Below are 12,441 nucleotides of genomic sequence, written 5' to 3'. Positions count from 1 at the left end.
TAACGACTATAATCCGGTTGTTTTAACTGATTCATCGACCTGGCTCCCCCCGTGTGAGAAGTAATTCGGATGCGCTTCGCATCTTTCTGCAACAATGCCAGAATAGTTATTCATTTTGCCATTAAATAATTTTAACTGCAGGCGTTTTTCCACTATTCTTAACATTCATTCGAATTGATCAAGCCAGAGATTCGATGTGGAATATTCTTACGAATTATCAGGGCAGTAGATTTGTTATGAATTTGAAAATTTCTGAAATAAAAATTTTTTTATGGAAAATGTCGCACTGATTTAGCTTGCGATACCATTCTCGTTAATTCATTAATTCTCAAAATTACTGGTAACTAAAAATCATGAATAGTCTTAATCTGGAGTTGAATATGATGGAGGAATTTAATCAGGCCTGGATAATGTTGAAACTTGGCGGAATTATTATCATCCCGCTGGTTTTATTGGGAGTGATCGCAGTCGCGATCATGCTTGAGAAAGCATTTATTTATTGGCGCTATGCCCGACTTTCTGGCGATTTGCTCAATCTGGTGGAAACATATGGCTTCAAATGGAACGATCTGGAAAAAATTCTTTCCGGATTGGATAGCCGCCACTATTACAAACGGTTCTTTGAAGTCGTCATTTCCAATCGCCATCAACCCGCTTGGTGGACGGAATCACGCGCCGCCGATGAAGCGCAAATTATTGAAGAATCACTTGCGCGTCGGCTCTGGGCTCTGGAAACCATCGTCACAGCCGCACCGCTGCTGGGTCTGGTAGGAACCGTGATCGGTATGATGCGCGCATTCCAGGTGATCGGCAATGAAGGTCTGGTCAATCCGACCGCGGTTACCGGCGGCGTTGCGGAAGCACTGATTGCAACCGTCGTCGGACTGGCCATTGCACTGGTAGCATTGTTCGGCTTCAATTATTTTTCCCGCTTGCAGTCGCTGACAATGGACGAAATGGAGCGATTAGGCACTCGGCTGATCGACAATATCCGTCTGGATCAACAGGACAATCTCGATGAAACTACGTAAAAACCGGTCGGTCCAGAAAGGCAAAATCGAGATCATCCCGATGATCGACGTAATGTTTTTCTTGCTGGCAACCTTCATGCTGGCTTCCTTATCGATGCAAAAATTGGATTCATTGCAAGTCGACCTGCCCGAAGGGCAAGCAGAAAAATTAAGCGCGGAAAAACCCGTCACGTTGACATTAACCAAAGACAGCAAAATCTACATTAATCAGACGGTTGTCACGCTTGATACGCTGGCTAATACACTTAAACCACTGCTTGAGGACTCCAAGCAAAAGTTAATCGTGTCTGCGGATAATGAGGCCCCGCAAGGAATGGTGGTACAAGCCATGCTACGTGCCCGTGCAGCTGGAGCTCAGCATTTTTTAATCGCAGTCAAACATAAATAGTATAAATAGATGGCAAGCTCACGAACGAGAGAAGTTCGCCTATGGTGGCCTTTGCCGCTGGCTGCGCTCATCTGGCTGTTGATCGTTTGGGCTTTGGGATTTTTTCTATCGATGCCGGAAGTGGAAATCGAAACACCGCCTCCTATCGAGGCAAGCTTCATCGATTTACACGAAGATGAAAATGCCGTCAGCTCGATACCTTCTTCCGCACCTACCCCACCGCCGTCGCAACCGGAAAAACCGAAAATTGCAGAGGAACCTAAACCAACAACGAAAACGTCACCGCGCCCCGCGCCAGCACCTACATCGCGACCGCAAACCAAGCCCAAGGCAGTGGCGCAACCCAGCAAACCCAAGACTCCCACACCCGTAAAAGAAGTTGCAAAAACCAAGGCTCCAACCCAACCGCCTGCCGATGCACCGACCGATTTATCCGAATATATTAAATCCCGCCAGCAAGCATCAGGGATTTTCGACAACCCGGAAACAGCCGCCGCAAGTAGCTCCGCAAAACAGCCATCCGCCGACGAAGTCCGCATGGCCAATATCCGGCGCAACTTGCAAAACCCCGGCACCAGCGGAATATTTCAGATTATGCGCATCGGTCCGCGTACCGCCGAATTTTCGTTCCGCGCCTGGACAACAGGACAAAGCAATCCGCGTTTGCAAATGATCCAGGTCACCGCAGGCCCGGAAGGCGATATCGAGCGCGCCATCATCCGCCGCATGATTCAATTGATCCGGGAATATTACAAAGAAGATTTCAATTGGGAATCGCACCGTTTGCATCGCGTGGTTGTGCTATCGGCACGGGAAAAAGATAGCGCGGCATTGGAAGACTTTCTGATACGAGAGTTTTTCATCAACCCGCCACGCTAGCCGTCTAATTATTCGATACCCGGAATCTCGAATTCGGATTGATCGATTGCTAGGCCAGCGCGGGTAATCAACGCTTCACCGATTTCTGAAACCGGGATATCCCGGCATTCGTAATTGGCGATCAACCGTCCGCTCTTTTCCACCGCGACCCCGTCTTTCGGCCCCCAGCCCTTGCCAATCGCGGTGTAGACAATGTAATGGTAAGGACCATTGATAAACCGTAGATATCCACCACCGCCACCGGAAAACATCAAAGTTCGGGCTCGTACGAATTGTGCGTTGGGTGTTGATTGCGGTACCGCCGGCAGATTTAATTCAATATTGCCTTTTTGTCCGAATCGATATTGTAAATAGCCGTTACTTACAGAAAAATCTTTCGAAGCGCAAACCGAAACCGTTTTCTTACTCAGCGAACAGGAAAAAATAACCTGTTCCTGTTGTTTGCAGAGTGTTTCCGCCGCATCGGCGGGTGTAACGATCAAACCGAACAATCCGCCGAGATATGCGATTGCTTTCACGTCAACAATGCGTAATATTTCTTGAAATGACTGATCCGGTCATCCAGGCCCAACGTTCCACCATTCACTTTCTTGGTAATTTTTGTCACGACATCATCGCTCGCGCCTTGATCGGCCAATTCGTTGAGTGCCCGGGTGTTCCAAAACCATGCGGCGGACAGCAGCGGATATTCGGTTTTGACCGAATCCGGATTCGCAACGACATCATCGCCGATCGCTCCAGCAAACGCACTGTAATTGTCTTTACCGGTCAATTGGATATAACCCCGGCCACGGTATTGATAGCCCTCCTTGCTGGCCTCGTCGCCGTTACCCATGCGGTTGGCGTATACCCGTGACGCGATCTTTTCCGGTTGGCGCGCGTAACTATCCGCTAGATCATCGGGAAAATATTTGGGAAACACCTTCCTCAACCCATCGGCGGAATAATTCAGATTTTCCTCCAAGACCTTGAATTCCATGCTTTCATGCGCGCATTGCGCGAGAAAGTGCGCCAGGCGCAAAGATGAATCAATGCCGAATTTGGCGGCACAATCGGGAATTTGAGCCAGTACGACATCGGGAACAGATGATTTCAGCTTGTCTACGGATAACATTTCACTCCCCCAAATTGTCTGCGGTCGAATAAACGTTCAACGTACAATGAACGCGGTTAGTTTCAGCATTATAATCACAATTTTATAATCACAGTTTCTTATGCCTGCAATCAAACCGCTGCCCGAGTTATTGATCAATCAAATCGCCGCTGGCGAAGTGGTCGAACGCCCTGCGTCGGCGCTCAAGGAGATTCTGGAAAACAGCATCGACGCCGGCGCTGGAAAAATCGCCGTCCATCTGCAGCAAGGCGGCGTCAAACAAATTCGCGTCGCGGATAACGGTGCAGGTATCTCCAAAGATGAATTATTACTGGCATTGACACGGCATAGCACCAGCAAAATCAGCACATTGGAAGATTTGCACAAAATTACCAGCTTGGGTTTTCGCGGCGAAGCATTAGCGAGCATCGCCGCCGTAGCCAGACTAACGCTCACCAGTCAGCAGCAGGATCAAGCACATGCCTGGCAAATCCACGCCGAAGGCTCCACCGCTTCCCAGCCCGCTCCGGCTGCCTTGACGCAAGGCACCATTGTAGACGTCAACGATCTGTACTTTAACATCCCGGCCCGTCGCAAATTCCTGAAATCAGAAACCACCGAATTTGCGCATTGCGACGAAACCTTCAAACGCACCGCGCTTTCGCAATCCGGCATTGAATTCGTACTGCAGCACAATGGCAAAGTGCGCCGCCATTTGCGCGCCACCAGCATGCCGCAACGGATCGCGGCAATTCTTGGCGATGAATTCAGCCAAGCGGCTGCATTGGTTGACGAAGAATCCGCCGGCATGCGTCTGACCGGCATGGTCGCGCTACCGGCTTACGCGCGATCTTCTCGCGACATGCAGTATTTTTTCGTCAACAACCGTTTCGTCAGTGACAAGTTGATTTCACATGCTCTGCGCGAAGCCTATCGCGATGTACTGCATCTGGAACGGCACCCGGCGTTCGCGCTGTTCCTTGATATCGATCCGGAGAATGTTGATGTCAACGTGCACCCGAGCAAAACCGAAGTTCGCTTCCGCGAAGCGCGCGCGCTGCATCAATTCATATTTCATGCGATCCATAAAGTACTGGCGGCGCCGTCAAGAGAACCACAAACCCGTGAAACCACGCCCATTTCCCGGTCATTTTCCACCTATTCAAACAATCATCCGGCACGGCCGGGCCAAGCGTCGCAGCCAGCCAGCTTCTACGGCACTTTATTCGGCACCGAGCCGCGCGCTTCCGTGCCGTTCGCCAATCCAGCCACCGTAGCGCAAATTTCAACTGCGGACCATCACCACACAACTGAGAAAGGACAGGACAATTACCCGCTCGGTTTCGCCCTGGGGCAACTCCACGGCATCTATATCCTGGCGCAAAATACGCACGGATTGGTCGTCGTCGATATGCACGCCGCGCACGAACGCATTCTATACGAACAACTGAAACAAGCACTCGACCGGCATGAAATCGCGACACAACCGTTGTTGATCCCGTCCGTGTTTCATGCCAGTAATTTGGAAGTCGCCGTGGTGGAAGAAAACCACGATACGTTGGCGCAGTTGGGATTCGATATCGCCGTTCTGTCACCCGCCACGCTGACCGTACGCGCAGTACCGGCCGCCTTAAAAGAAACCGATGTCATTCAGCTCGCCCGCGACCTGTTGCAAGAGATTCGTGAATACGGCGCCAGCCAGATTCTTACCGCCAGGCGCAATGAGATTCTCGCCACCATGGCGTGTCACGGCGCAGTGCGCGCCAACCGCAAGCTGACGCTCGAAGAAATGAATGCGCTACTACGCGACATGGAAAGAACCGAACGCGCCGATCAATGTAACCATGGGCGGCCAACTTGGTTTGAAACCAGCCTGGCCGAGCTGGATAAATTGTTCATGCGCGGAAAATAGCGACTTGACCGTAACGGCACTCACTTATCATGCATGACTTCTATAGGAATATGCACGATTCCAAAAATTCTCAGCGGTACGGTCAACGGAATTTTACAAAAATTATCCGCTAGATATTGCCAATTTTCCGGAGATGCGCTAAAAACCCAGGCCGGCATTGGAAATTAATCAACGATCAAACAAACGTTGACTGATCGCTGTACCGGATTCTTCGATTCACACGCGAAAAATGAGAAAGGATTAAGACGATGAATGAGGATAAAACACCCGGCAATATTCAATCGGCGACCGCGCAGCCCGATCAATCCAACGATCGAGGCCTGCTCGATTCCATGAACATACGACCGCTCGAAACGATCCGCAGACAATGGTGCTGGATTCTCGCATACACACTCAATTTTGCATATTTTATCGTCGCTTTGGTACGCACCAATTTGGATTCTGAATCATTCACGCTTCCAATTCTGCCGGGCATCATCTTTACTTGTATCATTTTTGTGCAAATTTTCGCCGACCCCATCGCCCGTCTCCCGGCTGAAGGAATGACGCCTGAAGAGCAGGAAGCATTGGAAAAGCAACGCTCGCACCAACGCTATAAATGGATGATATTTGCGTATAGCTTCATGCTGCTGTCACTGCTTTTAACGTTCTATCCCTTCATCAATGAATTCAACAACAAACCAACGAAAACACTGCGCGATCAACCAATTGCCGTGTTGATCGGTTGTTCGCTCGATAGTCAAGCAGGTTACTTAAGCTGCTTCAAGGAGAAATCCGATACCGGAAAAGAAATATCCATCGCGCCTGAAAAAATCGTCGGAACCTGGGTTATCAACATCGGTGGCTATATCAATCAATGCAAAGAGGAAATCGAAGTCGATAAGACCGGAAAAGAAATCAGAAAAGCAACTGCCTGCGCGGTCAGCGACGGCTTGATGATTCCGCTTCACTTCATCATCCTGGCATTGATGGGCGGCAGCATTAGCCTGACTCGCCGCTTGCCGGAATTGCAAAAACAAGTGAGCGATGAACACATTGCCACGAAACATCAATCGCATCTGACGCAATACGAATTCCGCGAGCACTTGATTTTTCAGATCGTGCAATTCATCTCCGCGCCTTTTCTGGCGATTCTTGCTTATTATCTAATCGAACCAAGCAATCTGACCAACTCGGTAGCATTGGCATTTACCGCCGGATTCGCTTCGGAAACCATTCTGCTGATGGTACGCTCGGTCGCCAACAAGATTACCCCGGGAAGTACGGATGGACCGCAATACGGCGCAATTGCCGGCGTAGTGACATTCAAAAACTTCACCCCGCAAAAAACCGAAGTTTTCATATCCGAATCCCCACAGATAAACACGATAGCCGACGATCAAGGTTTCTTCATGCTCAGCAACGTCCCGGTCGGCGAACATAGCATCAGCATCAAATACACAACCCAGGCTGACGGCAAAACTGTCGAGCAAATCAAAAAAGACACGGTAAGAATCGAACGGTCGCAAGCGATTGTTAAGAAGAATGTGGTGATTGAGGAAAAGTAAATATTCATGACTTGGAAAAGCACATGTTATTGCTAACAGCTATAGTTTCTAACACCTCACCCATACAACTGCCGCTTCAATCCGCAGCGGTCGAGAATGGTTGCACTGATTTCCTCGATGGAGATACGCGTGGTATCCAGATACGGGATATTGAACCGGTTAAACAGCGCTTCTTGCCATTGGATTTCCCATTGACACTGTGTTAGCGAAGCGTACTCGCTATCCGGGCGGCGTTGCTGACGGATGAAATGCAGTTGCGCCGGGGTAAGCGTCAAACCGAATAGTTTGTGTTTGACCGCTTCGATCGCTTTGGGCAGTTGCTGCACTGCCATATCGTCCGGCGTCAGCGGGTAGTTGGCGGCGGCAATGCCGTATTGCAGGCCCAGATACAGGCAGGTCGGCGTTTTGCCGGAGCGCGATACGCCGATCAGGATGATATCGGCTTCCACAAAATGCTTCGGATTGACGCCGTCGTCATGCGCCAGCACATAATTAATCGCATCGATCCGCTTGAAATACGACGGATGATGTTGCAAACCATGCGAACGTCCGGCTTTACGCGCCGATGATTGGTGCAGTTCTTCTTCGACCGGATGCGTGAAAGTTTCAAAAAAATCATAGATACGGCAATTGGCTTGTTTGATAATTGCCAGAATCTCCGGTTGCTGCAGCGTGCTGAATACCAGCGGCCGCCAGCCGTCATGCTCCGCAGCGCGGTTAATCCAGGCAGCAACATCGGTGGCTTTGCGTTCGCAATCCAGAAACGGTACGCTGACGGTTTCCCATTCGACGCCGTCAAATTGTGTCAACAGGCTGTGCCCGAGCGTTTCCGCAGTGATGCCGGTACGGTCGGATAAATAGAAAACGGTGCGTTTTTGCTTGCTCACGACCGGTGCAAACGGGCGATGTGCAACCAAGTTTCGATCACCGAATCGGGGTTCAGCGATAGGCTACTGATGTCTTGCTCATAGAGCCAGGCAGCGAAATCCGGGTAATCGGACGGCCCTTGCCCACATATACCGATGTATTTACCTTGCTTGTGGCACGCGTCAATCGCCATTGCCAGCAGCTTTTTCACTGCCGGATTGCGCTCATCAAATAGTTTCGACACCAGCTCGGAGTCACGATCGAGACCGAGTGTGAGTTGCGTCATGTCGTTCGAGCCGATCGAGAAACCGTCAAAATACTCCAAGAATTCCTCTGCCAGCAGAGCATTCGATGGGATTTCGCACATCATGATCACCTTCAAGCCATTATCGCCGCGTTTCAATCCTTGCGACGCCAGCAACTCCGTCACTTGTTTGGCTTCTTCCAGTGTACGGCAAAACGGAATCATGACTTCGACATTGGTTAAACCCATCTCGTCGCGCACGTTGCATAACGCCCGGCATTCGAGTTCAAAACAGTCACGAAAATCAGGCGACACATACCGCGAAGTACCGCGAAAACCGATCATCGGATTTTCTTCGTGCGGTTCATAGCGATCACCCGCCAGCAAATTGGCGTATTCGTTCGATTTAAAATCGGAAGTGCGTACAATCACCGGGTGCGGATAAAACGCCGCTGCCAGCGTGGCGATGCCTTCGGTCAATTTATCCACATAAAAATCGACAGGACCTGCGTATCCGGCAATGCGCTCACCGATTGTTTGTTTCAAATCGTCCGATAACCGTTCGAATTCGAGCAATGCTTTAGGATGAATGCCGATCATGTTATTGATGATAAATTCCAGCCGTGCCAGACCCACGCCTTGGTTGGGCATATGCGCAAAAGAAAAAGCGTGCGACGGATTACCGACATTCATCATGATTTTAATCGGTAAATCCGGTAATTGGCCGGTATCCACCATGGTATGCTCGAATGGCAACAGGCCACCGTAAACCAAACCGGTGTCGCCATCGGCGCAGGAAACCGTGACCGGTGTGCCGTCTTTGATCGACGTTGTGGCATTCCCGCAGCCGACCACCGCCGGGATACCCATTTCGCGCGCGATGATGGCTGCGTGGCAGGTCCGCCCGCCACGGTTAGTGACGATCGCGGATGCGCGTTTCATGATCGGCTCCCAATCCGGATCGGTCATATCGGTCACTAGTACATCACCCGGTTGTATCAGTTGCATTTGATCGGCTCCGGCGATCAGTCGGGCGATGCCTTGACCGATTTTACTGCCGATCGCGCGCCCCTCTGTCAGAACGCTGCCGCTGCCGGTCAATTTGAATCGTTCCAGCACCGGCGCAGCACGACTTTCGACTGTTTCCGGACGCGCTTGCACGATGTACAGCTGCCCGTCCTGACCATCCAGCGCCCATTCGATATCCATCGGACGGCCATAATGTTGCTCAATAATCACCGCCTGGTGCGCCAATGCTTCGATTTGCGCGTCAGACAACGAAAAGCGATTGCGCCTCGCGGACTCAACTTCGCGCGTCAACGTATAGGCATCGCTGCCTCTCTGTTGATCGGCATACACCATTTCGATCGCTTTACTACCCAGTCGCCGCGATAAAATCGCAGGCTTTCCGGCGGCAAGCCCGCGTTTATAGACATAAAACTCATCCGGATTGACAGTGCCTTGTACGATGGTTTCACCTAATCCATACGCCGCCGTAATGAAAATCGCCTCGCGGAAACCGGATTCGGTATCGAGCGTAAACATCACCCCGCTGGCGCCAAGATCGCTACGCACCATTTTTTGAATGCCGGCAGATAATAAAACCTTGTCATGCGAAAAGTTCTGGTGCACGCGATAGGCTATGGCGCGGTCGTTATACAGCGAAGCGAACACCGTTTTGACCGCTGCCAGAATGTGCGGCAAACCGTGCACATTCAGCAATGTCTCCTGTTGCCCGGCAAATGAAGCATCGGGCAAATCCTCAGCGGTCGCGGACGAACGCACCGCAAACGAAATGTCACCGCTGCCGCTGCTGCTGGCAGCCAATCTTTCGTAAGCTTGCGCGATCGCAGCCTGAATAGTATCGGGCATGACCGCATTAAGCACCCAGCCACGAATCGTTTTTCCGGCGGCCGTCAATGCATTAATATCACTGACATCCAGTCCGGCCAACAAATCATTGATACGTTCCACCAAGCCGTTTGTTTGCAAAAACTCCCGGTAAGCCAAGGCTGTCGTGGCAAAGCCGTTCGGCACGTTGACCCCTGCATGCGACAAACGGCTAATCATTTCGCCCAATGAAGCATTCTTACCGCCGACGGAACTGACATCCTGCATATTCAACTGATCAAACCAAGCGATATATTGATTCATTGCAACACCTCTATATCATTCTAATTGAGTAACTACCAGAGAAATCAAGTACTAATCGTCGGATTGCACGTCAGTTCCACTTTTCAGCAATGGACAATGACCGGTAATAGCATGGCGGCACGACAAATCTTCCAAACAGTCATTCGCTTGCCTTAAATATTCCAAGAAAGTTTTTGCCACAATCGATAACTGCTTACCCGCAGGGTATGCAAAATACCAGTGCCGCTTCAGTGGAAAACCTTCGACATCCAATTCCGCCAGTTGCCCCGTCGAACCATCCAATGCCAACGTATGCCGCGATAGCACCGCAATCCCCAAGCGTCCGACTATCGCCTGTTTGATCGCCTCATTGCTGCCCAATTCCATGCGAACCTTGAGTTTCTTGTTACGCTCCGTAAAAAGGCTCTCAGTTGCCATGCGCGTTCCCGAACCAGGTTCACGCATAATGAAGAACTCGTCACATAACCGATCGATACTGATATTCTTTTGATTAACCAGCGGGTGATCCGCAGATGCCAGCACCACCAATGGATTATCTAAAAAAACCTCCGCCACGGCATCCATAGTATCCGGCACCTGCCCCATAATATAAAGATCATCCCGATTGTCGGCCAAACGCTCTAAAACACGTTCACGATTGGTGACTTGTAAAGAAACATCGATGCCAGGATATTGCTGGCAAAACATACCTAATAATCGTGGAATAAAATATTTAGCCGTCGTGACCGCTACCAGCCGCAATTTCCCGGATTTAAGACCTTTCATATCCGACACGATCATTTCAAAACGAGAGAAATGCTCGAAAATTCCCTGGCATGTTTGATATAGTTCTTTTCCCGCCTCTGTCAGATAAATCTTTTTACCCACCTGCTCAAAAAGCGGCAAACCAATATCATCGGTCAATTTCTTGATTTGCATCGACACCGTCGGTTGCGTCAAAAATAATTCTTCAGCCGCGCGAGTAAAACTATTTAAACGTGCAATCGCTTCAAAAACTTCTAGCTGCCGGATGGTGCTGTGGCGCATGGCATCCTCCTTTTCATGCATCAATAGACTAATATCTATCAAAACAATAGAAACAATTTATTGTTATTTATGATTAAAAAATTTTACACTATGCTCAACTTAAAAAGTTGAAACTCCATGGCTTAAACCTGTTTTCCTATGGTCTTAGTGCGGGACTATATAGTACAAGCGATTGTTTGGATTCCTATCAATTATTACAAGAAGAAAATTGTTATGAATTCTTTTTTCCGTCATTAACAAACAAAAAATTGCCGCATCAATTAAATGCGCGCTTGATAAGAACGTGCGATCGACAGGTAATAGGAAGTTATATCGGAAACTTTTTCTACACGCAAGCAACGAACAAGTCGAAAAAACGATGCACCCTAATTTTGGAATTCACGTATTTTAATTATAAAACGTGAGTTGAATCTGAATAGATACAGCAACGTCAGCTATTATTTATAAAGGAGATCCAACATGAACCGGGAATTCAATGACTTAAAAAATGCAGCAAATATATCGGTGAATTTGGATGCTGAATATCATCAATCGATTAGAAGAATCAAATTGCAGTTACGCTGGTTGCTTAGAAAAACACTCAAGCTCAATCGTCCGGTGTCAATGGTTAAGCAAGGCAAAGAATTTCATTTGGAATAGAGAAACCGAGCAATACGTTGCTCTGTAATGTGTATTAATTCAAACCCAATCTGACAATTACCCGATTTAACGATGTACCTGTTAGGTCAAATTCAGTTACTTTATCGTCCTATATCTCCTTTGCGTCAATTAAGGTTCACATTGAGGTACACTCACAGCACATCTTGCGCCGGAATGCTACTTGATAGAGCTCCTGCAAGATGGTTTTGTGGAAACGCTCGCAAATACCGTTGGTCTGAGGATGATTGACTTTCGTTTTGGAATGCTCAATGTCATTTAGCGCCAGATAGCTGGTAATCGTGATTCTCCGGCTTGCCGCAATATTCGGTGCCACGGTCGGTCAGGATACGGATGACGCTCATACCTTGCTCAGCGAAGAACGGCAGTACCCGGTTATTGAGTAAATCAGCCGCTGCAATCGGTGTTTTGGTAGTATATCGCTTGGCGGCTGCCCATTTCGAAATTCTGCTGGTAAATACATCCCACACCCTTGATGGTGCCGACAATAGCGATAGAAAGTATCGCAGGAAAAACCCATCACCTTACAGGCGCGAGATACATTGCCACAAGCTCGGCTGCCAGATTAAGCAGACCAATCTTGTGTTTGATAACGTTCTGTTGAAAACTACTCATGGAGTCGCTCCTTTGCGCTTGCGCGCCT

11 protein-coding genes and 1 pseudogene are annotated in these 12,441 nt (G+C 49.3%); 6 read left to right on the top strand and 6 right to left on the bottom strand.

Features of this window, described 5'->3' with window-relative positions; translation table 11 throughout:
- Positions 1 to 353: 353 nt before the first annotated feature.
- From KF839_RS10470 to KF839_RS10460, 3 genes are read left to right on the top strand one after another with little or no spacing between them, the layout of a single operon-like run.
- Entirely contained in the window at positions 354 to 1,031 is a 678-nt protein-coding gene (locus tag KF839_RS10470; RefSeq protein WP_292917792.1) for a MotA/TolQ/ExbB proton channel family protein, read from the top strand.
- Positions 1,018 to 1,419: an ExbD/TolR family protein gene (locus tag KF839_RS10465; RefSeq protein ID WP_292917791.1), complete on the top strand. Its 402-nt coding sequence runs from the start codon at positions 1,018 to 1,020 to the stop codon at positions 1,417 to 1,419. The genes KF839_RS10470 and KF839_RS10465 overlap by 14 nt, the downstream gene beginning before the upstream one ends.
- Before the next feature lie 9 nt (positions 1,420 to 1,428).
- Positions 1,429 to 2,298: a hypothetical protein gene (locus tag KF839_RS10460; RefSeq protein ID WP_292917790.1), complete on the top strand. Its 870-nt coding sequence runs from the start codon at positions 1,429 to 1,431 to the stop codon at positions 2,296 to 2,298.
- Between the two features lie 8 nt (positions 2,299 to 2,306).
- Here KF839_RS10460 and KF839_RS10455 read toward each other — a convergent pair whose 3' ends face one another.
- Together KF839_RS10455 and KF839_RS10450 are read right to left on the bottom strand one after the other, a co-directional pair.
- Complete coding sequence (locus KF839_RS10455; protein WP_292917789.1) at positions 2,307 to 2,816, bottom strand: hypothetical protein; 510 nt, start codon at positions 2,814 to 2,816, stop codon at positions 2,307 to 2,309.
- Complete coding sequence (locus tag KF839_RS10450) at positions 2,813 to 3,412, bottom strand: glycoside hydrolase family 19 protein (protein ID WP_292917788.1); 600 nt, start codon at positions 3,410 to 3,412, stop codon at positions 2,813 to 2,815. The genes KF839_RS10455 and KF839_RS10450 overlap by 4 nt, the downstream gene beginning before the upstream one ends.
- A gap of 100 nt (positions 3,413 to 3,512) precedes the next feature.
- On the opposite strand from KF839_RS10450, the gene mutL reads away from it, so the two are divergent.
- Positions 3,513 to 5,303 (top strand): DNA mismatch repair endonuclease MutL, encoded by a 1,791-nt coding sequence (mutL, locus tag KF839_RS10445; protein ID WP_292917787.1) that lies wholly within the window; start codon positions 3,513 to 3,515, stop codon positions 5,301 to 5,303.
- 248 nt (positions 5,304 to 5,551) lie between these two features.
- Positions 5,552 to 6,850: a hypothetical protein gene (locus KF839_RS10440; protein ID WP_292917786.1), complete on the top strand. Its 1,299-nt coding sequence runs from the start codon at positions 5,552 to 5,554 to the stop codon at positions 6,848 to 6,850.
- Between the two features lie 56 nt (positions 6,851 to 6,906).
- Here KF839_RS10440 and ppsR read toward each other — a convergent pair whose 3' ends face one another.
- Genes ppsR through KF839_RS10425 form a run of 3 tightly spaced genes read right to left on the bottom strand, consistent with a single transcriptional unit; the run spans position 6,907 to position 11,141 of the window.
- Entirely contained in the window at positions 6,907 to 7,767 is an 861-nt protein-coding gene (gene ppsR / locus KF839_RS10435) for a posphoenolpyruvate synthetase regulatory kinase/phosphorylase PpsR (protein ID WP_323802064.1), read from the bottom strand.
- On the bottom strand, positions 7,734 to 10,115 hold the full coding sequence (gene ppsA, locus KF839_RS10430; RefSeq protein WP_292917785.1) for a phosphoenolpyruvate synthase: 2,382 nt from the start codon (positions 10,113 to 10,115) through the stop codon (positions 7,734 to 7,736). The genes ppsR and ppsA overlap by 34 nt, the downstream gene beginning before the upstream one ends.
- A gap of 51 nt (positions 10,116 to 10,166) precedes the next feature.
- Complete coding sequence (locus KF839_RS10425; RefSeq protein ID WP_292917784.1) at positions 10,167 to 11,141, bottom strand: LysR family transcriptional regulator; 975 nt, start codon at positions 11,139 to 11,141, stop codon at positions 10,167 to 10,169.
- A 459-nt stretch (positions 11,142 to 11,600) separates the two neighbouring features.
- Between KF839_RS10425 and KF839_RS10420 the strand changes: the two genes are divergently transcribed.
- Positions 11,601 to 11,780, top strand: coding sequence for a hypothetical protein (locus KF839_RS10420; RefSeq protein WP_292917783.1), 180 nt, complete (start codon positions 11,601 to 11,603; stop codon positions 11,778 to 11,780).
- A 160-nt stretch (positions 11,781 to 11,940) separates the two neighbouring features.
- On the opposite strand, the pseudogene KF839_RS10415 reads toward KF839_RS10420, so the two are convergent.
- Positions 11,941 to 12,284: pseudogene (locus KF839_RS10415) on the bottom strand (transposase family protein); the annotation flags it as partial.
- Positions 12,285 to 12,441: the final 157 nt, after the last annotated feature.

The sequence above is a fragment of the Nitrosomonas sp. genome, assembly GCF_019635155.1.
In the GTDB taxonomy this organism is placed as follows: domain Bacteria; phylum Pseudomonadota; class Gammaproteobacteria; order Burkholderiales; family Nitrosomonadaceae; genus Nitrosomonas.
The sequence above is the reverse complement of the archived record's forward strand: the minus strand, read 5'-3'. Positions and strand labels throughout refer to the sequence as shown.

Coding starts and splice junctions, on each gene's coding strand:
- KF839_RS10470 (WP_292917792.1), top strand. CDS start 354: ATGAATAGTCTTAATCTGGAGTTGAATATGATGGAGGAATTTAATCAG.
- KF839_RS10465 (WP_292917791.1), top strand. CDS start 1,018: ATGAAACTACGTAAAAACCGGTCGGTCCAGAAAGGCAAAATCGAGATC.
- KF839_RS10460 (WP_292917790.1), top strand. CDS start 1,429: ATGGCAAGCTCACGAACGAGAGAAGTTCGCCTATGGTGGCCTTTGCCG.
- KF839_RS10450 (WP_292917788.1), bottom strand. CDS start 3,412: ATGTTATCCGTAGACAAGCTGAAATCATCTGTTCCCGATGTCGTACTG.
- mutL (WP_292917787.1), top strand. CDS start 3,513: ATGCCTGCAATCAAACCGCTGCCCGAGTTATTGATCAATCAAATCGCC.
- KF839_RS10440 (WP_292917786.1), top strand. CDS start 5,552: ATGAATGAGGATAAAACACCCGGCAATATTCAATCGGCGACCGCGCAG.
- ppsA (WP_292917785.1), bottom strand. CDS start 10,115: ATGAATCAATATATCGCTTGGTTTGATCAGTTGAATATGCAGGATGTC.
- KF839_RS10425 (WP_292917784.1), bottom strand. CDS start 11,141: ATGCGCCACAGCACCATCCGGCAGCTAGAAGTTTTTGAAGCGATTGCA.
- KF839_RS10420 (WP_292917783.1), top strand. CDS start 11,601: ATGAACCGGGAATTCAATGACTTAAAAAATGCAGCAAATATATCGGTG.